This window comes from Algoriphagus sp. NBT04N3 (genome assembly GCF_019443765.1).
Lineage (GTDB): Bacteria > Bacteroidota > Bacteroidia > Cytophagales > Cyclobacteriaceae > Algoriphagus > Algoriphagus ornithinivorans.
In genome coordinates this window covers 674,963-699,944 of the sequence record NZ_CP048415.1, presented here as the reverse complement: position 1 = coordinate 699,944, position 24,982 = coordinate 674,963, and the positions used below count along the sequence as shown (strand labels likewise).

At 38.7% G+C, this 24,982-nt stretch carries 20 protein-coding genes; 11 read left to right on the top strand and 9 right to left on the bottom strand.

The features are described from left to right. Positions 1 to 78: 78 nt before the first annotated feature. Together GYM62_RS03060 and GYM62_RS03055 are read left to right on the top strand one after the other, a co-directional pair. A complete protein-coding gene (locus GYM62_RS03060; RefSeq protein WP_219958251.1) occupies positions 79 to 993 on the top strand; it encodes an alpha/beta hydrolase in 915 nt (304 codons plus the stop codon). Continuing rightward, entirely contained in the window at positions 993 to 1,685 is a 693-nt protein-coding gene (locus tag GYM62_RS03055) for an HAD family hydrolase (RefSeq protein WP_219958250.1), read from the top strand. The genes GYM62_RS03060 and GYM62_RS03055 overlap by 1 nt, the downstream gene beginning before the upstream one ends. Before the next feature lies 1 nt (position 1,686). Here GYM62_RS03055 and GYM62_RS03050 read toward each other — a convergent pair whose 3' ends face one another. Beyond that, positions 1,687 to 2,193, bottom strand: a complete 507-nt coding sequence (locus GYM62_RS03050; RefSeq protein ID WP_219958249.1) for an SRPBCC domain-containing protein — start codon at positions 2,191 to 2,193, stop codon at positions 1,687 to 1,689. A 69-nt stretch (positions 2,194 to 2,262) separates the two neighbouring features. After that, positions 2,263 to 2,883 carry a YdeI family protein gene (locus GYM62_RS03045; RefSeq protein WP_219958248.1) on the bottom strand — a complete coding sequence of 207 codons (621 nt, stop codon included), beginning with the start codon at positions 2,881 to 2,883 and terminating at the stop codon, positions 2,263 to 2,265. Between the two features lie 221 nt (positions 2,884 to 3,104). On the opposite strand from GYM62_RS03045, the gene GYM62_RS03040 reads away from it, so the two are divergent. Beyond that, positions 3,105 to 3,491: a single-stranded DNA-binding protein gene (locus GYM62_RS03040; protein ID WP_091654629.1), complete on the top strand. Its 387-nt coding sequence runs from the start codon at positions 3,105 to 3,107 to the stop codon at positions 3,489 to 3,491. 351 nt (positions 3,492 to 3,842) lie between these two features. Here the strand turns inward: GYM62_RS03040 and GYM62_RS03035 are convergent, their stop codons facing one another. From GYM62_RS03035 to GYM62_RS03020, 4 genes are read right to left on the bottom strand one after another with little or no spacing between them, the layout of a single operon-like run. Next, positions 3,843 to 7,247 (bottom strand): efflux RND transporter permease subunit, encoded by a 3,405-nt coding sequence (locus GYM62_RS03035; protein WP_219958247.1) that lies wholly within the window; start codon positions 7,245 to 7,247, stop codon positions 3,843 to 3,845. A 2-nt stretch (positions 7,248 to 7,249) separates the two neighbouring features. Further along, positions 7,250 to 8,383 carry an efflux RND transporter periplasmic adaptor subunit gene (locus tag GYM62_RS03030; RefSeq protein ID WP_219958246.1) on the bottom strand — a complete coding sequence of 378 codons (1,134 nt, stop codon included), beginning with the start codon at positions 8,381 to 8,383 and terminating at the stop codon, positions 7,250 to 7,252. A 44-nt stretch (positions 8,384 to 8,427) separates the two neighbouring features. Further along, complete coding sequence (locus GYM62_RS03025) at positions 8,428 to 9,780, bottom strand: TolC family protein (RefSeq protein WP_219958245.1); 1,353 nt, start codon at positions 9,778 to 9,780, stop codon at positions 8,428 to 8,430. Between the two features lie 11 nt (positions 9,781 to 9,791). Beyond that, positions 9,792 to 10,400, bottom strand: coding sequence for a TetR/AcrR family transcriptional regulator (locus GYM62_RS03020; RefSeq protein WP_219958244.1), 609 nt, complete (start codon positions 10,398 to 10,400; stop codon positions 9,792 to 9,794). A 211-nt stretch (positions 10,401 to 10,611) separates the two neighbouring features. On the opposite strand from GYM62_RS03020, the gene GYM62_RS03015 reads away from it, so the two are divergent. Both GYM62_RS03015 and purL read left to right on the top strand, forming a co-directional pair. Further along, positions 10,612 to 11,418 (top strand): alpha/beta fold hydrolase, encoded by an 807-nt coding sequence (locus tag GYM62_RS03015; protein ID WP_219958243.1) that lies wholly within the window; start codon positions 10,612 to 10,614, stop codon positions 11,416 to 11,418. A 242-nt stretch (positions 11,419 to 11,660) separates the two neighbouring features. Further along, positions 11,661 to 15,344, top strand: a complete 3,684-nt coding sequence (gene purL / locus GYM62_RS03010; RefSeq protein ID WP_219958242.1) for a phosphoribosylformylglycinamidine synthase — start codon at positions 11,661 to 11,663, stop codon at positions 15,342 to 15,344. A 50-nt stretch (positions 15,345 to 15,394) separates the two neighbouring features. Here the strand turns inward: purL and GYM62_RS03005 are convergent, their stop codons facing one another. Continuing rightward, a complete protein-coding gene (locus tag GYM62_RS03005; protein WP_219958241.1) occupies positions 15,395 to 17,653 on the bottom strand; it encodes a glycine-rich domain-containing protein in 2,259 nt (752 codons plus the stop codon). A gap of 376 nt (positions 17,654 to 18,029) precedes the next feature. Between GYM62_RS03005 and GYM62_RS03000 the strand changes: the two genes are divergently transcribed. Further along, a complete protein-coding gene (locus tag GYM62_RS03000) occupies positions 18,030 to 19,226 on the top strand; it encodes a phage scaffolding protein (RefSeq protein WP_219958240.1) in 1,197 nt (398 codons plus the stop codon). Positions 19,227 to 19,270: 44 nt separating this feature from the next. Here GYM62_RS03000 and GYM62_RS02995 read toward each other — a convergent pair whose 3' ends face one another. Together GYM62_RS02995 and GYM62_RS02990 are read right to left on the bottom strand one after the other, a co-directional pair. Next, on the bottom strand, positions 19,271 to 20,344 hold the full coding sequence (locus GYM62_RS02995; RefSeq protein WP_219958239.1) for an agmatine/peptidylarginine deiminase: 1,074 nt from the start codon (positions 20,342 to 20,344) through the stop codon (positions 19,271 to 19,273). Positions 20,345 to 20,346: 2 nt separating this feature from the next. Beyond that, the gene (locus tag GYM62_RS02990; protein ID WP_219958238.1) at positions 20,347 to 21,222 is read right to left on the bottom strand and encodes a carbon-nitrogen hydrolase; all 876 of its coding nucleotides are present in this window, start codon (positions 21,220 to 21,222) and stop codon (positions 20,347 to 20,349) included. 163 nt (positions 21,223 to 21,385) lie between these two features. Between GYM62_RS02990 and GYM62_RS02985 the strand changes: the two genes are divergently transcribed. The 5 genes from GYM62_RS02985 (at position 21,386) to GYM62_RS02965 (ending at position 24,960) form a co-directional block, all read left to right on the top strand. Next, positions 21,386 to 22,324 carry a nucleoside hydrolase gene (locus GYM62_RS02985; protein WP_219958237.1) on the top strand — a complete coding sequence of 313 codons (939 nt, stop codon included), beginning with the start codon at positions 21,386 to 21,388 and terminating at the stop codon, positions 22,322 to 22,324. 83 nt (positions 22,325 to 22,407) lie between these two features. Then, positions 22,408 to 23,022 (top strand): hypothetical protein, encoded by a 615-nt coding sequence (locus GYM62_RS02980; RefSeq protein ID WP_219958236.1) that lies wholly within the window; start codon positions 22,408 to 22,410, stop codon positions 23,020 to 23,022. Between the two features lies 1 nt (position 23,023). After that, on the top strand, positions 23,024 to 23,317 hold the full coding sequence (locus GYM62_RS02975) for a transcriptional regulator (protein ID WP_175557915.1): 294 nt from the start codon (positions 23,024 to 23,026) through the stop codon (positions 23,315 to 23,317). Positions 23,318 to 23,368: 51 nt separating this feature from the next. Then, positions 23,369 to 23,683 (top strand): hypothetical protein, encoded by a 315-nt coding sequence (locus GYM62_RS02970; protein ID WP_144607230.1) that lies wholly within the window; start codon positions 23,369 to 23,371, stop codon positions 23,681 to 23,683. 32 nt (positions 23,684 to 23,715) lie between these two features. Next, positions 23,716 to 24,960, top strand: coding sequence for a hypothetical protein (locus GYM62_RS02965; protein ID WP_219958235.1), 1,245 nt, complete (start codon positions 23,716 to 23,718; stop codon positions 24,958 to 24,960). Positions 24,961 to 24,982 lie beyond the last annotated feature (22 nt).

Genomic DNA, 24,982 nt, shown 5'->3' with positions numbered 1-24,982 from the left:
TTAAAGCTAGAGGGTATTACATTTATAGATAAATATTGTTTAGGATTCTGTAAAACATGAAAAATTAAAGTCAAAAATATGAAAAAGGCTATTCCTACTTTTCTTTTCATCTTTTTTTCAATATCTGTATTGGCTCAGAATTATATCATATCACTTTGGAAAGGTAATCCGCCTCTACAGATTACATCTGGGTCTCAAGAAGTTTCTATCCAAGAAGGAATCCTTCGAATATCAAACGTGCAAATCCCTAGCATAGAAGTTTATCTTCCAACAAAGCAAATTGCTACCGGTCAGGCAGTCGTAATCTTTCCAGGGGGAGGATATGGAATCTTAGCTTATGATTGGGAAGGGACAGATTTTGCCAAATGGCTGAATTCACAGGGAATTGCAGGTATAGTAGTTAAATATAGACTTCCGATTTCCCAGTCTCTAATCAATCCCAAGGAAGTTCCATTATTAGATGCACAAAGAGCATTAAGGTTGGTTAGACATCATGCTGAAATTTGGAATATCGATCCAGAAAAAGTTGGCGTAATGGGCTTTTCTGCTGGAGGACACTTGGCATCAACACTAAGCACCCAATTTTCCTATGAATTGGAAAGAACCAAAGATAAAATTGACAATATTTCAGCAAGACCGGATTTTTCCATTTTAGTTTATCCTGTCATCACATTCCAAGATCAATATACTCATGGGGGATCCAGAAAAAACCTATTGGGAGAAAAGCCTTCACAGGAACTCATCGATCGTTTTTCCAATGAGAAAAATGTGAATGCCAATACTCCACCTACTTTTTTGGTTCATGCTCAAGATGATTTGGCTGTTCCAGTAGAAAACAGCCTCCTTTATTATCAGGCTCTAAGAGCCAATGAAGTTTCGGCCTCATTACATCTTTACCCAAGTGGCGGACATGGTTTTGCTTTTGGAATGGGAAAAGGAACTGTGGAAAACTGGAGATTAGTACTTTTGGATTGGATTAAAACTCTAAACTAATGCCGATTAAAGTAATTGCTTTCGATGCAGATGATACACTTTGGTTGAATGAACCATTTTTCAGAGAAGCAGAAGAAAAATTCGCTTCACTACTAGAAGACTTTATGCCAGAGCATGCGATAATCAAGGAGCTATACCGAACAGAAATAGAAAATCTCCAATTATATGGCTACGGAATAAAAGGCTTTATGCTTTCCATGATAGAAACAGCCATGAAAATCAGTGAGCATAAAATGCCGATTTTATTGATAGAAAAAGTGATCAAAATTGGTCGAGAAATGCTGGAAAAGCCCGTTGAACTCCTTCCTGGGGTTGAGGAAGTTTTAAAAAGTTTGAACGGGGATTACAGGATAGTTTTAGCAACCAAAGGCGACCTTTTGGATCAGGAAAGGAAATTGAAGAAGTCAGGTCTGGAAAAATATTTTCATCACATAGAAATTATGAGTGAAAAGAAAGTGGCAGATTTTGAAAAGCTCATTCGCCATTTAGATGTTTCTCCTTCGGATTTTGTCATGTTAGGCAATAGCTTAAAATCTGATATACTACCCGTGCTAGAAATAGGCGGACATGCCATTCACATACCTTTTCATATTACTTGGATTCATGAGCAAATAGACCATGAAATCCAACACGAAAGATTCGCCGAAGTAGAAAATATTTCCTTAGCGGCTGATTTAATTAGGAGGATGTAATTCAGGAATTGACCAAATTAGTTGTATCTCCTTCATTTAAGCCAGTTGCATGAAGAGTGATACCATGCTCCATCCAAGCTTTTAGATTCGCCAACCAAAAAGTCCATCCACCATAACAACCCACAAAAAGTTCCATTTTATGTTTATCGTCAGTAGGGATCTGTTTTTGAATTAAGGTGACTTCAGTTCCCCATTTGCTTTCTTTCAAATGAATATCAACAATGCCTCCAGGGCCAAAAGTAAAGGAGATGAGTTTTTTATTTTTTATTTTCAATACCTCCCCTTCTTCTCGATGTGGCCAATTGTTCCATTTCCAAGAAAAAGTATCCCCTTGCTGAACAGTTTCAATGGGCTTTCTTCCAACTCCGTTTGAGTCTTTGAATTCAGCTATTTCTAAAAACCAAGTTTCTAATAATCGTTTTTGAGTCCAAGCATCAAAGACCAATTGAGCTGGTTTCTGAATATGGATTCTACGGGTGAAAGTCGTCCAATCAATAGATTTTTCCATGGAGCTGATTTAAAGATCAAAAGGCAATTATTTAATTTACACATTATCAGCAAATTGACCAACAGCGAATTAAAATTCATTATACCCTTTGCCTTCCATAATCTTTACAACTGAGTTTTGGATTCTTTTCATCCTAGTACCAGATTGCTTCGCCTGATTGAAATAAATCAAATAGCCTCTTTGTCTACCTGGAGTTAAAGACTCGAAGGCTTTTTTGAAAAGACTATCATTTCTAAAATACGCTAAAAGTTCTTCGGGAAGCTTGGGCTTAGTGTCTATAGAAGAAGTTTTGATTCCTGATTTTTCTATCTCCATTGCCTCTTGGATATAGTGGATAATTAATTCTCTGTTTTCCCTGATTGAGTCTGCATTATAAAATTTCCATAGCTTTCCAGTTCGGCTATTTGGTCCAGCAAACTCTAAAATATTTGCTGGGTCTTTCATCAAGGAACCTTTTAAAAAAGACAAAAAGACACAATCCTTAAATGATGAGAGGATTAGTACATTTTTCCCATTCAAAGTATAGCAAGGCTGCGACCATTTAAGCTCCTCGACCAATTCTGTTGTTATGACATAGCTGCGAAGCAGCAACAATTCTTCTTGCCAAGTGTGAACCTTGCAATGAGGAGTTTGAAATAAGGAGCAACGCCCACAACCACTGGAAAAATATTCTGAGATTTTTTTATCCATTATTTTGGTGGTTTTCCAATTCAATTTTAGATTTTATTTTTTCATTTCAAATTTAGAGATAGCCCAAAACCTATTTAAAGGCATATTATCCGACAACAAACGACTGCTATCGGATACTATCGACTGCCTCCCGACTAATTTTCGACCTGTTACTGAACTTGGGCTCATCAAGTTTTCCTCTGGCGAAAACGATGCATGTCAAATTTTAACTAACAAAAACTATGAACACGCTAAGAAACAAAGTTCAGCTAATCGGCCGTCTAGGCGACAAAATTGAAGTTAAGACTTTAGAGTCTGGAAGGAAATTGGGCAAAATCAATCTTGCTACCAATGAAACTTACCGTAATCAACAAGGTGAGAAAGTAACGGAAACCACTTGGCATAACCTTGTGATTTGGGGCAAGCAAGTAGAAATCTTGGAAAAGTACACCGACAAGGGTTCTGAGCTTGCTGTAGAGGGAAAAATCTCCAACCGAGATTATACTGACAAAGACGGAAACAAGCGATATATCACAGAAATCGTAGTCCACGACTTTCTGCTTTTGGGATCCCCCAAAGGCAAGGAAAAGGCAACGGTAGTGCAAGGTGAGGATGATTTGCCTTTTTAAAAATTAATTGGGGCTGTCTCATAATTCTGTTTAATGTCAGTCTGCGAGGCCACCTGGCATCATGCAGGGGATGAGGGCCGTTATTATCCTTTTAGCCTAAAATCGATCTCGTAAGGTCTTCGGGATACTCAATGTGACCAAATCACTTTGGAGACAGCCCCTTAATTACAATATATTTTTTATTGAAATGTCGGAAACAATGAATCTTATGTTGGACTCTTAAATTTAAAGACAAGGAAGAATTAAAATTCCGCTTGAAATTAGACAGAAGATTCTCTTCTTAAAAAACGAAAAACCCCCGGAACATTGTCCCGGAGGTTTTTTCAAAAAAAACCACCAACCTTAAATCAATCATGCTTTTACCTTACGCAGCTTCATATTTAACTTATCTGCCAGCAAGTACATGACTGGTACGATCACTAACGTAAGGAAGGTCGCAAAGGTTAGCCCGAAAATCACGGTCCAAGCCATTGGACCCCAGAAATCTGCATTATCTCCTCCCACATAAAACTGAGGGTCAAAAGAACTCAATAAAGTGCCAAAATTGATGTTCATTCCTATGGCCAAAGGTATCAATCCCAGTACTGTAGTTATTGCTGTTAGTAGTACAGGACGAAGACGCGTCTTCCCTGATTCTACAATACTTCCTACCAATTCTTCATAGGATAAATATTCTCCATCTTTTACCCCTAATTTCTCCCTCTTTCTATCTCTGACAAGATTGGTATAGTCTATCAATACAATAGCATTGTTTACCACCACCCCAGCAAGAGAAATAATTCCGATACCCGTCATAATCACTACGAAATCCATGTTGAAAATAACCAAGCCTAAGAATACCCCAATAGTACTTAAGACAACTGAGGCCATGATGATGAATGGAGTGGTAACTGAGTTAAACTGCGCAACGATGATCAAGAAAATCAAGGAAACTGCTATAGCCAAGGCTCGCATTAAGAATGCTTGTGATTTAGCTTGCTCTTCCTGTTCCCCCGTAAACTTCACCTGAATTCCATCCGGAACTTCATAAGTAGCCATCAAATTCTTGATCTGTGTATTGATTTCAGTTGGGTTATAGCCCTCCAAGACGTTGGAAAACATCGTGATGACTTTTTCCAGATCTTTTCTTTTCACAGAACCATAGGTAGAACCATATTTTACATCTGCAACAGAGGCTATTGGGACTTCTTTTTTCTCCCCAAATTTATCCCGGAAACCAATCTTCTTATTGACAAGCGTATTGATATCATATCTATACTCGTCCATCATCCTCAACTGAATAGGATAATCATCCTCTCCCTCCTTGTATTTGGATACTTCCAATCCAAAAAGTGAGGTTCTCAATTCAGTAGCAATATTTGAAGTAGAGAGTCCAAATCTCCTTGCCTTTTCTCTATCAATATTCAGCACTACCTCAGGACTTCCCAATGAAAGGTCAGTCTTCAATTCCTCCAAACCGGCTACATTTTGCTTATCCAGATATTCCTTAGTCCTGTTTACAAAAGCAATTAATTGCTCATAATCCTCACCTATAAATTCAATATTAACAGCCTTTCCTACAGGCGGACCATTTCTTTGCTTATCTACTGTAATTTGGACACCTGGATATTTTTCAACCATATCCCGGATATCTTCCATTGCTTTATTGGTATTTACACCCTGTCTATCGATGTAATCCACAAAACCAATGGTCATTTTTGCTTTATGTGGCGTTGCCTGATTGCTTGGGCCTTCTGTTGGATCTCCTGTACCTTCACCAACTTGGGTGATAACCGATTCGATGATTCCTTGATAAGGCTCCAAAGTAACCATTACCTCATCTTCCATTTTATCCACAAACTCATTTGTTGCCTCTATGTCAGTTCCAATGGGAAACTCCACAAAAACATTGACCAATTGTGGTTGATTATCAGGGAAGAAAAGGATTTTTGGTGCTCTGATACCTAATAAGGCAACTGAAAGAACTAAGAGAAGAACTGTTCCACCAAAGAAGAAATATGGCCTTTTACCATGCAAAGCATAATCCAATACTTTTTCATAGAAATTTTCAAGGTTAACCAAGAAAACGGTCTGGAACCATCGAATAGCCTTTCGCAATGCAAAGACATTAAACAAGGTCAATACACAGGCAACCAACATTAATGAACCAAGAGCTGTCCAACCCAATAAATACAATAGTGTAGAGAAAATCAGAAAACTTCCCGCAACAATGATTGGCTTCTGTTTAGGTTTATCCTTGGAAACATCCTCCACTTTCATGTAAAGGGAAGTCAATACAGGGTTAATCACCAATGCTACAAACAGTGAAGAAGACAAGACAATTATCAAAGTAATTGGCAAGTACTTCATAAACTCTCCCACAATGTCATCCCAAAATGCCAATGGAAGGAATGCAGCCAATGTAGTAGCTGTAGAGGTAATAATTGGCCAAGCTACCTCTCCTACTCCCTGTTTCGCGGCTTCGGATGCACTGAGCCCTTCTGACATCAATCGGTAGATATTTTCAACTACCACAATGCCATTATCAACCAACATACCTAATGCGAGGATGAGGGAAAATAACACCATCAAATTCAGTGTGATTCCAAAGGCATTTAGCACCAGGAAGGAAATGAACATGGATAGTGGAATGGCAATACCCACGAAGAGAGCATTTCTGAATCCAAGGAAAAACATCAATACCAAAACCACCAGGATTACTCCGAAAATAATGGAGTTTTCCAAATCGCTTACTTGTAATCTCGTCTGCTTAGACTGATCATTGGTGATGGTTATTTCCAGGTCAGAAGGAAAACGATTTGCCTTGGTTTTATCGATAATAGCTTTGATCTTATCAGCAGCAATAAGTAGGTTTTCTCCTGACCTCTTGGTTACATTGATTGTTACAACTGGAAGGTTTTTGCTTCTGGCATAAGAACTTCTTTCCTTGTAGGTATCTTTGACCTCAGCTACATCCCTTAGATATACGATCTTTTGATTATCCGTCTTGACTATGATATCCAGAAGCTCCATAGGGTCTGAAAACTCTCCATCCACTCTCAAAGAGCGTGTGTAGTCTCCAGCCCGGATATTACCGCCAGAAATGGTCACATTTTCAGATTGTATGGCACCAGAGATATCACTAAAATTCACTCCGGTCGCCTCCATTTTATAAGGATTGACATTGACCTGAATTTCTCTTTCCACGGTTCCGGCAAGATCTGCTTTGGAAATTTCAGCCAACTTTTCAATCTCATCCTCCAAGTACTCCCCAAACTTCTTTAATTCCGACTCCGAATAGTCTCCAGAAATATTCACATTCATTATAGGGAAATCCGAAGTATTTATCTCAAGGACATTTGGGTCCTGATCCAAATCAGTCGGCAATTCACTTTTTGACTTATCCACTGCATCCTTGACATCTTGGATAGCTTTGGATATTTCTACCCCGGGATTAAACTCAATGACTATGGAAGAAAAGTCCTGAACAGAAGTGGATTTGATATCCTTGACATCATTCAGAGATTTCAATTCTTTTTCAATGGGTCTCGTGATGAGATTTTCCATATCCACTGGAGAGTTGCCTGGATAAGGAGTTCCTACATAAACTGTTGGAATTACAATTTCAGGGAAACTCTCCTTCGGCATTGTCCTATATGCACTCAAACCGAGCACGGTGATAATTAAGGTTAATATTACCACCGAGGTAGAGTTATCTACACTCAGACTGGACAGTCCAAATTCCCGAATAATTTTAGATTTTGGTTGCTCAGCCATAATTACAGTTGCGAAATATTTACTTTAAAATTATCTCCTACCTCTCTGAATCCTTTATCAACCAAGGTTTCGTTACCTTCTAGACCTTCCAGGATTTCAGTTTCGTTATTAAATGTTCTACCTCTTTTGATATATCGTTTTTTGGCAAGTTCACCATCTACTATGTAGATATAATCACCCTTGCTATCACTAAGTATGAGATAGCTTGGAACTATTACACTAGATGGATTTTCATAGTCCTGAATCTTCAAAACGGTGATCATATTCGGCTTCACTTGTGGAATATTTGGAAGGAAAACCTCCACTTTGAATGTTCTGTTGTTTGGATTAATAATAGCACCTACAGAGCTCACTTTGGTTTTCAGTTCTTTGCCAATGGATGGAAATGAAACATCCACACTATCCCCCTTAGACAAAACTCCAACATAGGATTCTGATATGTCTGCCTCAATAAATAGGTCGCTCTCACCAACAAACTGAAACATCGGAGTTCCAGGCTGCACCAGTTCTCCCAATCTGATCTGAACTGATTCCACTGTACCATTGAATGGTGCTACCACCATAGATTTATTCAATTGGGTTTTCAAGGAAGCTAAACTTCTTTCCAATCCTTCTTTTCTATTTTTCGCTTCTAGAAACTGTACTTCAGTACCAATTTCCTGCTCCCAAAGTCTTTTTTGTTTTTCAAAAAGTGTTTTTGCCAAATCTAGATTTGTTTCCAATTCCTCGATATTCCTTTGAATAGATTCAGCATCAATTCTTGCCAAAACCTGCCCTTTGGTCATTCTCATCCCTTCAATTGCCGGTACCTCTAGAATTCTACCTCCTGTCTCAGCACTGATGATGACATTTTTCTTCGATAATACCGATCCTGTCACTTCTACAAAGTGCTCAAATTCTGCTTTCTTTGCCTGAGCGGTGGTGATCAAAATAGATTTTTGATTTTGCTTGGCATATTCCGGATCCAGGCTGGCAATTTCCGCTTCCAATTCCAAGATGGAAGCTTGAATTTCGGATGCCTCAGTCCTTAATTTATCCAATTCAGCTTTTTTTGCTTCTACAGATTCATCTGAAGCACAGCCTATCGCAAAAAGGACCACAAGAGTTAGGGGTAATAACTTACTGATTGATTTCATGATTGATATGATAATTATCTCCCTGATAAGGATGGTGGTAGTTTTTATTGGTTTGTTGATAAAATACCCAAGGCTTTTTCCAAATCAACTTTGGCGACCAAGCCGTCATATAGGGCAGTTAAATAATTGATTTCAGCCTCAATTAGCGCAGCATCTGCTTCCACTACTTCAAGATTGGAACCCACACCTTCATTGTATTTGATTTTGGATATGTCATAGACTTCCCGCGCCAATTCCAAATTTTCACGCTGAATTTCCAAAATATTCAAGTCATTTTTCAAATTGGTTTTGGCAGTGTAGACTTCGTTTTTAATGCTTTCTTGCAAAAAGAATTTCTGATTCTCCAACTGCATCATCTGCAATCTGTTCTTTTGAATTCTAGCACTTTTTGAGAGCCCATCAAAGATTGGCACCTTCATAGAAACTCCCAGCAAGGAACTTCCAAACCAGTTTTGCTTATCAAATACAGTATTGAAGGTATTACCGGCGCCTGCTCTCTGCGCATTGGCAATAAAATCAATCTTAGGCATGTATTGAGATTGATTGTTTTTCAGGTCGAGCTGCACCAACTCCAAATTAGTCTGAAGTTGACTCACTTCTACCCTTTCCATTCCCTCCTCCTGAAGTAATGCATTGATTTCTTCGATGGGATTCAGTTGGGACAATGACTCTCCCAATTCCAAATCGTATTCCATAGGAAGCCCCATCTGAAGTTTCAGGATTTGCTCACTTATTTCAAGTGCTGTAAGGCTTCGTTCTAATTGAGTAGCAGTATTATTTCGCTGAACCTGAATTCTAGAAACATCAATTTTTTCCGCAAAACCAGCTTCATTCAATGCCCTAGTTTCAGAAAGAAGCGTATCGATTCTTGCCAGATTTGCTCTGGAAAGCCTGATTCTTTCTTCATTCACCAAAACTCCGAAATAAGCTTTCTTCACTGATTCAATCACGTCTACTTTGGTTTTAACCAAATCCAGATCCGTCAATTGCTTGTAAGTTTTGGCGGCTCTAAGTCCTACAAAGAAAGATCCGTCAAAAATCATTTGAGTCATATTCACACCCAAATTGGATTGATAACTCACGCCAAATCTCGCAGGGATAACATCTCCCGGTACATTGGGATCGCCAAAAGGTGGTTCATTTGGAAGAAAAACAATTGGGATTGCAGGGTTATAATTCAAATCAAAATTACCATTGATCTGAGGCAATCCCGTTGCTGTTGTTTCTTTGACAGTAGCCTTGGAAATTAAGGTCTCTAGTTTGGCATTTTTTACATTGACATTATTCTCAAGAGAATAACTCAATGCTTCTTCAAGGGTAAGCCTGACTATTTCTTGCGCATTCCCATGTAGTACAGGCAAGCTAAGACATAGAAGAATGAGTAAATATTTTTTCATCGCTGGGTTAATTAGCTGAGTTTTGCTTGTTGTTCTTGATATGCTTCACGTCCTTTTTCTGTGAATATTCCGTGCAGAAAATGATCCATCATTTGCATTTGCTCCTCTACCAAATTGTAATTTTCATTATTGAAATTGGAAGGTTCCATAGCGGAGGCAATTTGATTCACCCTCAGTCTGGCTAAAATATGAGCATCTATTTCACTCCTAAAATATCCAAGCTGCTTCCCCCTTTCCAAAATATTGACAAAGTCTGTCATGATTACTTGTTCCTTATGCTCTTCAAAGATTTTCCATGCTTCAGGGAAATATTTTTGAACCTCCATGATAGCAAGAGGATTAATGTTAGTCAAACGCTCTCTCATCATCTTTGAAATTTTCACCAAATGCTCAATGACATCTGTACCTGAGTCCTTTAAAAAGGCCATTTTCTCTTGGTCCCTTTCCAGCATAGCTGAAAAAGTAGCATTCACCAACTCCTTCTTGTCCTTGAATTCCTGATAGAGCGTTTTCTTAGATATACCCATCATTCGGGCAATATCATCCATAGTGGTATTGCGTACTCCATACCTGGAAAATTGCTCAATCGCTACATCCAATATTTTTTCTCTCGTCTCCACTTACTTGAAATTTGAATCAAAACTACGGAAACTTTCTATATGTTCAAAGTTTCCAAAGTTTTTTATGAAATAATATTTTGTGTTCGCACTGATACACTATTATAAAGTGTTCGATTTGATACAATTTTATCTGTTTTTAATAGTTTATTTTGCATTTCAAATTACTTTTTTCGGCATCTAAATTTCGTTTATCTTCAATTTTCATTAAAAAATGAGAGTTCTAGACATTCAATTTGGATCTTTAGCATACAAATCTCTTGGAGATGGAAAGGAGGTTTTTCTTATTTTTCATGGCTTTGGCCAAGATCACAGGGATTTATTGCCGTTTTCCAAAATTCTAAAACCCGAACAGCGCTTTCTTTTCATTGACATTTTTTACCACGGAAAAAGTCAATGGAAAAACCACGAAAACCCCTTGACAAAATCAGTTTGGGTAGAAATCTTAAAAAGTCTTTTTAAGAAAGAAGAAATCTCGAAATTCCATTTGATAGGTTATAGCATGGGAGGTAAGTTTTCATTATTGACTTATGAATTATTTCCGGAGAATGTTCAAAGTATGATCCTACTTGCTCCGGATGGAATTAAGACCGGAATATTGTACAGCATCAGTAGCTATCCAGCTTATTTTCATGCTTTATTTAAGCAAATTGTATTCAAGCCTCGTCGCTTCTTTTCTGTAGTAAACGGATTAAGTCAGATTGGCCTTGTGGAAAGTAGTATTTCAAAATTTGTACAAACCCAAATGAAATATAGATCTCAAAGGGCTCAAGTTTATTTTACCTGGAAAACTTTCGGTGGAATTCAACTTCGACTTGGAGCAATCATCCGAAATGCGAGAAAACTAAAAACTCCAATTTTCCTTTTCACGGGGAAATATGACAAAATGGTGACTGCGAAAAATCTAGAAAGATTCAGCAGCAAAATCTCTCACTTGAAATCCCATATTCTTCCGGTTGGTCACGGAGGACTTATTCAGGCAACTGTTGAATATTTAAATCAGGAGAAATTAGATGCTTAAACTAATTTCAGAAAAGTGCCTTGCAAAAGGTTGGGGTAAAATTTAAGGCTTTAAAGAATTCACTTTTCAAATTGCTTGGAAATTTTGGTTACTGCTTGATTCCCTTTCAAGATTATAAGACCATTCAATTCCTGTAATTTGAAAAACCAGCAATTTCTAAGATAATCCAATCGATTATTTCCACCCTCACTTTTTACACTTCAAGCCAATTCCTTACCTTTGCAACTTACCAGCTCAAGGACATGATTTTCTTCTTTGAATCACCTCAAAAAGTAGTCTACGCAGTACAGACTCCACAACCTCTCGCCCAAGAAGACATTACAAAACTTAACTGGCTTTTCGGCGAAGCTTCACCCATTCAAACTCCAGAAGTAGCAGGGAAATTTTCCGGCCCAAGAAAAGAAATGATCACCCCATGGTCTACCAATGCTGTGGAAATCACGGTGAACATGGGCATTCAGGGAATCCAGCGAATTGAGGAGTTTTTCCCACTTGCTGAAGGTGATCAAATTGACCCTATGCTTCAAAAAGCTTATGAAAATCTGGATCAGGAGATCTTTGATATACATTTGGAGCCAGAACCAATTAAGTCTATTGAGGATATTGCGAGCTATAATCAAAAAGAAGGATTGGCTCTTAGCGAAGAAGAAATTGCTTATTTGGAAAATGTCTCTACGCAACTCGGTAGACCATTGACCGACTCAGAGGTTTTTGGTTTTTCCCAAGTCAACTCTGAGCATTGTAGACATAAAATTTTCAACGGAACCTTTATCATCGATGGTCAGGAAAAGCCAATGACGCTCTTCCAATTGATCAAAGAAACTTCCAAAAAGCATCCAAATCGAATTGCATCTGCCTATAAGGACAATGTGGCATTTATCCAAGGTCCTAAAGCGCATCAATTCGCTCCTAAAACCCAGCATCAGGCTGACTTTTTTGAGCAAAGAGAAATTGACACGGTAATTTCCCTGAAAGCAGAAACCCATAATTTCCCTACTACTGTTGAACCTTTCAATGGAGCAGCTACAGGATCTGGAGGTGAAATCCGAGATAGACTTGCTGGGGGAACGGCTTCTATTCCTTTGGCAGGAACGGCAGTTTATATGACTTCTTATTCCCGATCAGAAAAAGGCAGAACTTGGGAAAACAAGCTGGAAGAAAGACCTTGGCTCTACCAGACTCCTATGGATATCCTGATCAAAGCCTCCAATGGCGCATCTGACTTTGGAAACAAATTCGGACAGCCCTTGATTGCTGGATCAGTTTTAACATTCGAGCATGAAGAAGGCGACAAGCACTTTGGCTTTGATAAAGTAATCATGCTAGCTGGTGGAATTGGTTTTTCGAATGCCAAATACACCAAAAAAGAAGAGCCAAAAACCGGTGATCAAATCGTGATCATGGGTGGCGATAATTATAGAATTGGTATGGGAGGATCAGCGGTTTCTTCCCTCAATACTGGTGAATTATCCAATGCTATTGAATTGAACGCCATACAAAGATCCAATCCGGAAATGCAGAAGCGTGTTTCCAATGTGATTCGGGCAATGGCTGAGAGCGAGAATAACCCTATCATTTCCATTCACGACCATGGTGCAGGTGGCCATTTAAATTGCCTTTCCGAATTGGTGGAAAGTACGGGTGGAACCATCCACATTGATCAATTGCCTGTAGGTGATCCAACTCTCTCTGCAAAGGAAATCATTGGAAATGAATCCCAGGAAAGAATGGGCTTAGTTGTCGGCAAGGAAGATGTCGCTACGCTAAAGCAACTTTCAGAAAGAGAAAGGGCTCCTTTTTATGTGGTAGGTGAGACCACCGGAGACATGCATTTCAAATTCGAAAATCAAAAGACAGGAGAAAAACCAGTTGATTGGAATTTGGCATACATGTTTGGATCTTCTCCAAAAACCATATTGGAAGATCAATCGGGGAATGCCTCATTCGCAGAAGCAAGCTATGATCCTGAATTGATCAAAGGGTATATCCAAGAAGTATTGCAATTGGAAGCCGTAGCTTGTAAAGATTGGCTAACCAATAAAGTGGACAGGTCAGTAACAGGCAGGGTTGCCACTCAGCAAACTGTAGGAGAAATCCAACTACCTCTGAATGATGTAGCCGTAATGGCTTTGGATTTCACAGGTAATAAAGGGATCGCTACCTCTATAGGTCATGCCCCGGTAGCTGCTTTGGCCAATCCAGAAGCGGGTAGCAGATTAGCTATTGCAGAGGCCTTGACCAACTTGATTTTTGCACCTATCGCAGACGGACTGAAGGGAGTTTCTCTTTCTGCCAACTGGATGTGGCCTGCCAAAAACAAAGGAGAAAACGACAGATTATACCGTGCAGTTCAGGCAGTTTCAGACTTTGCCATTGAATTGGGCGTCAATATCCCAACCGGAAAGGACTCCCTTTCCATGACTCAGAAATATCCTGACGGAAAAGTGGTTTACTCGCCGGGAACAGTAATTATATCTACAGTAGGAGAATGTTTTGACGTTCAAAAAACTGTAAAAACTGCATTGAAGCCGGTTTTAGGGAGTAGAATTCTTTATATAGACTTTTCGAAAGACAGTTTCAAACTAGCAGGATCCAGCTTTTATCAGGCGCTCAATAAAGTAGGAACAGATACGCCTACGGTGGTCAATTCCGCCTATTTTGCCAAGGCATTTAAAGCTGTACAGGATTTGATCGACCAAACTTGGATACATGCTGGACATGATATTTCATCTGGTGGAATCATCACAGCACTACTAGAAATGTGCTTCCCAACTCCAGGAATTGGATTGGAAGTAATAATTGATCGACTGGGAGAAAATGATTTGGTGAAAGCACTATTCGCGGAAAATCCAGGTATTCTAATTCAGGTACCTGACGATCATCCTGTAGAAACCCTGTTGGTTGAGGCAGATATTGATTATGTAGAACTGGCAACAGTTACCAACTCAGGTAAGATTGATTTTCTAGGAAAAGATTTAAGTCTGTATATTGAGCAGCACAGAGATATTTGGTTTAGGTCATCCTACCTTTTAGACAGGAAGCAATCCGGAGAAAAACTCGCAAAAGACCGTTTCGACAATTATAAAAATCAGCCACTTTCTTATGAATTTGCTCCAAATTGGAAAGGAAGTTTTGCTGAGTCTGGAATCAATCCATTCAGAAAAGAAACAGGAAAGGCGAAGGCAGCTATTATCAGAGAAAAAGGAGTGAATGGAGACCGAGAAATGGCTTATTCACTTTGGCTTGCAGGGTTTGAGGTGAAAGATGTGCACATGACAGATTTGATCTCAGGGAGGGAAAATCTGGAAGATGTACAGATGATAGTTTTTGTAGGAGGCTTTTCCAACTCTGATGTTTTGGGTTCAGCGAAAGGCTGGGCAGGAGCTTTCCTTTACAATCCAAAAGCAAAACAAGCTTTAGATAATTTCTACGCAAGACCTGACACCCTGAGTTTGGGAGTATGTAACGGTTGCCAGCTCATGGTAGAACTTGGACTGGTAGGTTCAGAAGATCCTGTTCATAAAGCAAAAATGCTGCACAATGCCTCTCATAAATTTGAATCCTCCTTTGTGAATGTGAGCATTCCAGAAAACAAAACTGTGATGCTTGGAAACCTTACCGGTCAGCGTTTAGGAGTGTGGGTAGCTCACGGAGAAGGAAAGTTTTATTTGCCAAAAGCTGAAAGTGAATATCATATAGGAATGAAATATAGCTATGAAGCCTATCCTGGAAATCCAAATGGTTCTGATTATGCAGTAGCCGGAATAGCCTCTCAAGATGGAAGACATTTAGCTATAATGCCTCATATTGAGCGTTCATTAAAGCCATGGAACTGGGCTCACTATCCTATGGATAGAAATGATGAATTCACTCCTTGGCTAGATGCCTTTGTCAATGCCCGTAAATGGGTTGAGGAAAAGAATTAAAGAGTTGAAAATTATAACCCTTCTGATTAAAATTTCAGAAGGGTTTATTTTTATTTGAAAATTTTGAATGTTTCAGTGAATTGGGCAGACTGAATCTTTAGAAAATAGATTCCTTGTCCAGATTGGATTAAATTTTCATTTACCCAATTTTTGATATCCTCTATATTGAAAAATTGAGAACTTTTTATTCTGCCAGAATAATCTGACATTAATACTATCACGCCATCCTTCAATTTATTTTCGTCTCCTCTATAAGTAATTTGTAGATCGGAATTCCCAACAGGATTTGGAAATACTCGCCAATTTGCATCCAACTTTGGAGGTTCTAATTTGAGCGAAACGGTATTACTATACCCTTCAAATTTATCCTTATTGTAAAGCTTTATTCTATAGAATGCATAACCTTCCTCATTATATAACTTATCATCATAAAATTTAAAATTCATTAAACCCTCTTTTCCAGACTGAACCACAAGGCTATCAAGATTCTCCCAGGATTTTATTTGATTAAGACCTCTCTGCACCACCATGGTAATATCCTCATTCAATCCTGAGATAGACCATCTTAATTCAGCACTATTTTGCTCTTTGTTCCAAGACACCTGTATCCCGCTTAAATCAATCGAGAGAATTCTATATGAAACCCTAATAATCACTTTACCCGCAGATCCAGCTCCTCCACGCACGCTTCCAGCTCCACCTCCAGATCCTGTGAAAGGAAGACCAGCCCCACCAATACCGTCAGAATTCGAATCACCGGGATTTAGGTGATCTCCATCCCCTCCAAGCTTTGTAGTCTGAAATACCCCTCCAGTACCTTTACCATATTGTTGAGCTGGATTTCTCCCAGTTGAACCTCCTCCTCCTGCGAAGGCATTAAGAACACCGGAAACCCCGTTTAATATTGGTAAAGAAATTCCATTCCCACCACTCCCGGGATTATTATTCCTTCCTTCTTCACCTGGAGTAGCAGCACCGCCTCCACCTCCACCATTCAGTTGATTGTTATTTTGACGTCTCCCATTTCCACCTTGGTTACCTAGGTTACCAGCAATTACTGCCCCCCCATTTCCTGATCCATTTCCTGGATTGTTGTTGGCGCCTCCTCCACCTCCACTGCCTCCATTTCTACCATCTCTTGCTGAGGAAGATTGAGAGCCTCCTCCTCCTCCTCCGTTAGAGATTAATCCAAAAAATGAAGACTCTAGACCATCTCTTCCAGGGGAATTATTCTGTGTAGAACCAAATCCTCCAGGACCTACAGCAACAGGATATCTTCTACCAACCAGAAGTGAAATTGCATTGCTAGAAGTTATACCACCTGAGCCACCACCGCCGGCAGCTTCACCAAACCCTCCTCCACCTGCACCACCAACCAAGGTAGCTGAAACATCAATAATTTGTTCATCCGGCAATAATTCTGGTAATATCAAATTATCAGTACAATTGAAAATATAGACTCTATCAAAGCCTGTTGAGGTCGTAATTTCAATCATTTCTACACAAGATGCAGTAGGACAACTTCCAACAGTCGCACCATCAGATAATCCATTTCCAACGGGTGCCTTATTTACATACAGAGGGGAATTGGGAATCTGTAAGCCACTGCCAGAAATCGTTCCTAGATTGGTAATTGTACCTCCAACATTTAAACTATTGCAAACATTATTATTTAACGATCTTATCTGACTATTGGAATTAAGTTGAAGTGTCCCTGAAATGGCTAAATTTCCAGCCAATTCAACAATTGTATTGGAATTCAAAATAACTGAGCCTGAAAAATTAGACATGCCAATCAGTTTGATGATGGAGTTACTATTAAATGTAGTGAGGCCTGAAAAATTCACAGTTCCATTTGAAATTAGTGTCGCCGCTGAGCTCACAACCAGTCCACTCCCAAAATTCAATTCTCCATAGTTGTAAATAGATTTATTTGAAGATATAGTTGAATTCCAATTCAATACGCCATAATTGAATATGCTCCAATTACCATTTGGGGAATTTGAAATTGACAAATTTCCATAGTTAGAAAGAGAAGCTAATCCTGAAAGTTGGCTGTAAGCGCCATTCCAAGAAGCACCATCTTCAATACAGATTGAAATATTATTTCTATTATTAAAACTTATATTGGATGTTCTGTCACCCCTAATACAAACCAAAGATCCATTTTGAATAGTACCAGAAGGAGCATTATTTCCATCAATTATTACATCACAAGAATTGCACTGAGCATAAATACTATCTGAAATAAAAATGATTAATAGCAGTATTGTAAGTGCATATATAAATTTATCTTGTTTAAATAGCATCTCAATTTTTATTGAAAAACAAGGAAATTTATATCAGATCATTTATATATCCAAATTTCAATATTAGATTATTTTAATCTTAGAAAATCTAAATCTTATCGTAAAAATAAAATTCATAAAAGCATATAATTAATACAATTTTATTAATATGAAATTTTCCTTAAGTATAAAAAATTGATCTAGTTGAATCTAGCAGGGTATTTTTTATTTATAAACTTCAATTTTATAACACTAAAATACAGGGAATTTTAGACCTAAAAATCTTATTAAATTTTAAAAACCTTTGAATTGCTTTTTCCGTGATGTTCTCGATTCGCATCTGGATCTACTTTATTTCTAGATGAGGATCCCATCTATCAACCAGCTGATCATCCCCATGAAGAAATTCAATTTCCTTGTAATTCTGACTCTTCTAGCCTTTTCACAAATAAGTTTTGCCCAAACAGAAATCTCTGAACAAATCAAAACTGATAGAGACAACCAACTGAAAGAGCTCAATGAAAAGCTCAAAACCAACGAAGAGCTTGTCAACAAACTGACTGAAAAAATTGCAGCAGCAGACAGCAAAAACGCCTCTGATAAGGACAAAATTTTCGATTTGGAAAAACTTCAATTAGCCCTTGATAATAGATTGAAAATATTGGAAGAGGCTCCAAAAACCAAAATCAATCTCAATGGACAGTTGGCGTTTACCGAGCTCTTGAGTATCCAAAGAGATATACAGCCAGTAGAGCTATTTTTAACTTCCCAGTCATTTTTTGATCAATTGGGAAATATTGGGAAAATCCAGCAATACAAATCCTTTACTAGCTGGAAAAATGAATTCGATAAATGGTATGCCAAAGAAGGTCAAAATGATGCCATGGTGGGAGTCCTTCAAAATTCCATCAGTTTGATTTCAACTGCTTCTGCGGCAGTTCCTCTTTACGGAACCATGGTCAATACTGCGATTTCGGGTGTCACCAGCTTAGTGGGAAACTTGAGCAAAAAAGAAAAGGAATTGTATGAAAGATCTCCTGAGATGCTAAGGATTTTGACAGTGACCAGTCAATTTGAACAGCAAAAATCCATCATTGATCACGAATGGGTGTTGATCAATAAGGAGTTGGAGCAACTTCAGAAAGAAAACACCCAGCTTTTAGAGGAACAGATGGCCTATTTTGGCATTGATAAAAACAGGTATCAGAACAGATATCTCAATGCAACTTTGGATGCTGATCGGGAATTTTTCAAGAATGAATGCAGAAAAGCTATTTCAGAGAAAATTGCTTTGTTGGAAAAATCACCCGAGACCCGAGGTAAATGGCTGGGTCAAGTCGAGACCTATATGTACAAAGTGCAATCCCTAAGATTGAGATTTGGTCAACTCACCACCAGAATGCAAGCTAATATTGAGCAATATGAACATTTGATAAGACTGTACTCAGACGCTACCAAATTTCCGGTTGAATTCACTGCTAAAATTACTGCTTTAAACAATCCATTGAATAATCTTAAAAATAAGTTTTACTCTTCCTTTAATCCTGCCAGATACATAGAAGATTCAGCGGTGATGTACATAGAAAGGCAATAAAAAAGGAGAGCCGCTTATTTGGCTCTCCTTTTTAATATAGATTTTTAAACCTCGGGTTCTTGCTGACTCAGGCAGTGAAAGGAGCCCAAGCCCCAAATGATATCAGTAGAATCTATTCCGATGACTTTTCTATCCGGAAAGCATTCTTTCAAAATATCTAATGCTTTCTGATCATTCTCATCTCTGAAAGTGGGAACCACTACGGCTGCATTTCCAATGTAAAAGTTGGCATAAGATGCCGGTAAACGCTGTCCTTCCCAAATCACAGCTTTAGGCATAGGGAGCTCTATAATATTCAGTTGCTTATCATTTTCCAGGCGCATTTTTTTCAGCAAATGCAAATTCTCCTGTAAAATATCATAGTTGTCATCCCCCTTATGCTCTTCAATCACTGTCACAACGGTGTCTTCATTGACGAATCTGGTAATGTCATCGATATGGCCGTCAGTGTCATCCCCTATGATCCCATCACCTACCCAAAGGATATGATTTACACCATAGTAATCGCAAAGGTACTTTTCGATCTGAGCCTGATTGAGATGCGGGTTTCGGTTTTTATTCAGAAGGCAGGCTTTGGATGTTAACAAAGTTCCTTTCCCATTAAACTCTACAGAACCACCTTCCATTACAATTCCGGGTTGGAAACAAGGAATATTCAAATACTCAGCAATTCGAAAAGGAATTTGATTATCCAAGTCATGAGGAGGGTACTTTTCTCCCCAAGCATTGTAATCCCATTTGACCAAAACTTTCTTTTGATCAGCGTTGGGGTTGATCAAAAATGCCGGACCATGATCTCTGCACCAAGCATCATTCGTAGGGAATAAGTGGAAATTAATTTGGTTCATGTCCACTCCTGCCTGATTTAATTGATCGATGGCAAACTGCCTCATCCCATCATCCAGTACATTGATATGAATTTTTTCTCCCTTAGCTACCTCCTTGATAAACTGGGCATATTTTGGATATATCGTATGAATTTTTCCCGGCCAGGAATCCTCCTTATGGGGCCAGCTTAACCACATAGCTCGATGAGGGGCAAACTCTGCGGGGAAATAATATCCCAGTTCTGCAGGAGTGGCTCCTCCAGTTCGGGCAAGTTCAAAAATATCTGCCATGCTTATTCTTCGTCTATGTAGCGCTTGGTAATCTGCTGGTAACTGTCAATTCTACGATCTCTCAAGAAAGGCCAGTGGGTTCTATATCTATCAGAACCGGTTAAATCCAATTCCTCTACATGCACTTCCTCTTCCAAATGTGGTGCTTTGTAAGTCACTCGCCCAAAAGCATTTGACACAAAAGAACCTCCCCAGAACTGCATATCTCCTTCTACACCTGTTCTATTTACAGAAACTACCGGAATGCCATTTGCAACAGCATGGGAACGCTGTATAGTTTGCCAAGCGCCATACTGCTCATCATTAGTCAAGCCATCCTGATCCTTGTGCCAGCCTATAGCTGTAGGATACACCAAGAAATCGGCTCCCTTCAAAGCTGTAATTCTTGCTGCTTCAGGATACCACTGATCCCAGCAGATCAATACGCCTATATTTCCAAACTTGGTTGGGAAAACCTTATAGCCCAAATCACCTGGAGTGAAATAAAACTTTTCAAAATATCCAGGATCATCTGGAATATGCATTTTTCTATATTTCCCTAGATAAGTTCCATCTGCATCCAATACAGCGGTTGTATTGTGATAAAGTCCCTCTGCTCTTTTTTCAAAAAGAGAAGCTACTATCACTACTCCTAATTCCTTGGCTAAAGAACCTAGGCTTTCGGTGGAAGGACCTGGAATAGCCTCCGCCAGTTTAAAGTTTTCATAATCCTCCACATCACAGAAGTAGAGCGATCTAAAAAGTTCTTGAAGCACCACTACCTCAGCTCCTTTTTGAGCTGCCTCACGGACTCCTTTTATGGTTTTATTCATGTTTTCGGTCACGTCCCCTGAGCAACTCAGCTGAACCAGACCTACCTTTACTTTTTTATCAGACACGTCTATATGAGTTTGATTGAATCAATAAGCAAATGTACGGGAGATGGAAGGGAATGGCAAATAGTGTGCACTTGAAGTAAAAGAATTGGAGTAACCTTAACATATACCTTAATTATTGGAGCTTTTTTAAATCCAAAGATTATTTTCTTTACGTTTGTATACTATGATTTTACAATTCCTTATCCCGTTTTTTCTGCTTTTTCAGGGCTTTCATTCAACTACGAGCCAAGCAGACAAAAAAGTTACTGTTATCATTGACGCAGATACTGCCAATGAAATTGACGATCTCTATGCCTTAGTACAAGCTATGGCTTCTGACAAACTGGACATCAGAGCGATCACTTCGGCACAGTTTCACACTTCGCCCATTGCAACAGATACCTCTGTGATGGAAAGTCAGATTATCAATGAGCGATTGGCTCAATTATCCAATCGAACTGACATTCCTCTACCAGTAGGAGCGAATTTCCCGATGACCTCCCCTACAGAACCACAAGTTTCTCCGGCTTCCAACTTCATTATCCAGGAAGCCAAAAAAATGAAAAATGGACAAAAGCTAGATTTGGTCATTTTAGGTCCTTGTACCAATGTGGCTTCTGCAATTGTGCAGGATCCAAGTATCATTCCTTTGATCAGAGTTCACTATCTGGGAATTTGGCATGACCCGGAAGCTAATACTTTTGATAAAAACGAGTTTAATTCCAGAAATGACAAGGTTGCTGTTAACGTATTATTCGACACACCCAATCTTGACTTGACCATCATGTCAGCTACCAGTAGCCAACATCTCAAGCTGGCTAAAACCAAAGCCGACGAAGAATTAAAGGGTAAATCTGAATTGGGAGATTATTTAATCGCTAGATGGGACAATCATAAAAGATGGTGGACCAGAAATGATCCTGAAAAGAAAACCTGGATCATGTGGGATTTGGCAATTATTCAGGCTTTAATAAATCCTGAATGGTCCAAAGTGGAAGAATTTACGACTCCTCCCGAAAATACTCAGCGAATCGTAAAGGTTCACACTTCCATCGATGCTCAAGCCATGGAAGATGATTTTTGGAAAACCATGAAAACTACCTTCCATCAAAAATCTGAATAAGCCCCATTGATAAAAATAACTCCTACCAATCGTAGGAGTTATTTATTTTTTTAATTTACTTTGTGTTTCAAAGTACTTTTAAAATGAGAAATGCACAAGATGAATTAGCTGAAATAAAATCCATCATGGAAAGAAGCAGTCGTTTTCTTTCCTTGAGTGGATTGTCGGGGATTTTAGCAGGTGTGTATGCCCTGATAGGCTCTGGCATTGCTTACAGCCTGATTTATTATCCCAAGCCTCCTTATGGAAAAGCCCTTTCCCTAACAAATCCCGAATATGTCATCAGCAATGTGATGATCACGGGACTTTCCGTCTTATTACTTTCTGTGTTTACAGCTTGGCTGCTAAGCAGAAAAAAAAGTAAGAAAACAAAAGTAAGTCTTTGGGCTCCAGCAAGCAGAAGGTTCATGAGGGCTTTATTTATTCCAGTAATCATAGGAGGCCTTCTTTGTATAGGCCTATATGCGCAAGGACAAGAGCATTTAGTCGCAGCTATCACTTTAATTTTTTATGGATTGGGACTTTTCAACGCCTCCAACTTTACCCTAAATGAGATCAAATATTTGAGTTATTGTCAACTGATTTTAGGATTGATAGCCACATTCTTTCCAGAATATGGGCTTGTGCTATGGGCATTGGGATTTGGGGTTTTGCACATCATTTATGGTGCGATCATGTATGTAAAATACGACGGTTGAGGTGAAAGGAAAATACGATAAAGCATTTGAAAATGTGATCCGGCTGAGGATCATGTCCATCCTGATGGCCAATGAAGAATTTGATTTCAATTCCTTCAAAGAACTATTGGATGTGACTGATGGAAACTTAGCAACACATCTCAAACAATTGGAGAAAAATGAATTTATCGAAGTGAAAAAATCCTTTGTTGGAAGAAAGCCTTTGACTACTTATGCCGCAACCGAAGAGGGAAAAAAAGCCTTTCAGTTTCATTTAACCTTCCTTGAAAATTTAATCAAAGAAAATAAAAGCTAAAAAAATTTATTCATCTACTTTGAATTACAAAGTACTTTCAACTCAAATAATATGGTACGTTTATCGCAGATTAATAGCAAACTAATTGCTCTTGCAGCCGGAATCGGAGCCAGTATTCCATTTTCTATTCTTTTGTTCATTATTCTGACGAAGGAGGATGTTTTTGAAACTTGGATGTTCCTTCCTCTTTCAATCATCCCAATGGGCGCCGCATTGGGCGGAATTTTCTTTTATTTATGCAGTTTCATTTGGTTCTCAGAAGGTTGGAAAAAATTTGCCGCTGTAGTTTTTAGCACCATCATCTACTTTGTATCTATTTGGATTAGCTCAGTCATTGCCTTCAATTTCACCGGTCATTGGAATTAAAAATACTTCTCTACCCCTTACCTCAATTCACTATGAAAGAACAAATTCTAAAAAACAGTCAAAACGCCTTGGAACTTGAAAAACTGTACCGGGCCAACAAATCCCAATTCAAACGAGATTTCAATGAATTGTATCCCAAAAATTTACAAACAGAACTGGGAGAGTTTTGGAACCAGCGATTGAATTATGAAACAGAATCCATTTCCTGGGGAAGCAAAGATGAAATCAAATTTATCATGATTTGTATACTCTTGGCCGGATTGATCGCAAAATTCCCCGCTCTTTTCAATATCTCTGAAGACTTTTTTTTCCCAAGAAATATTGGCTTTATCATTTTTCCCTTCCTGACTGCTTTCTTTGTTTGGAAGAACGAAATGAGCAATGCAAGCAAAGGGATTCTTATTTCCATTTCAGTGCTATTAGCTGTTTACATCAACTTCCTTCCAAATTCGAATTCCAGCGATACTTTAATTTTAGCCTGTTTACATCTTCCTTTTATTTTATGGGGAATGTTAGGCTATGCTTTTACCGGAAACAGCCTTCATCCTAACCTCCAAAAGTTGGCTTTTTTGAGATTTAATGGAGATGTGGCGGTTCTTAGTGTATTATTGGGAATAGCGGGAATGCTGATGACTGGAATGACTTTAGGCCTATTCAGCTTGATTGGTATCAGCATTGAAAAATTTTACTTCGAATACATCGCTGTTTTTGGCTTACCGGCCATTCCACTTTTGGCTACTTTGATCAATAAAAATAATCCTCAATTAGTAGATAAGGTCTCCCCTATCGTTGCGAAGCTATTTAGTCCATTGGTTTTATTGATGTTAATAGCCTATTTAAGCGCAATTCTAATTTCAGGAAAAGACCCTTATAACGACAGGGAATTTCTATTGACATTCAACTTGCTCCTCATTGGTGTGATGGCTTTGATTTTCTTTTCTGTTGCCGAACATTTTCATCAAAAAGAAAGAAATTGGACTACCTGGATCTTATTCTTACTGGCTATAGCCACTATTCTAGTGAACGGAATTGCTCTTTCTGCCATTATTTTCAGAATTTCAGAATGGGGATTTACTCCCAACCGAACCGCAGTTTTAGGTGGAAATATTTTGATACTCGGGCATCTTATGTGGGTCACAGCCCTCCTATTTCAATCAGTCAATAGAAAAACTACGCTTCAAAAAGTAGGAATAGCAATAGTCCAGTACCTTCCCATCTATGTGGTTTGGGCCTTTATCGTAGTCTTCTTATTTCCTTTGGTGTTCGGCTTTGAATAATCCGCATTTAAGCCATTCAAGG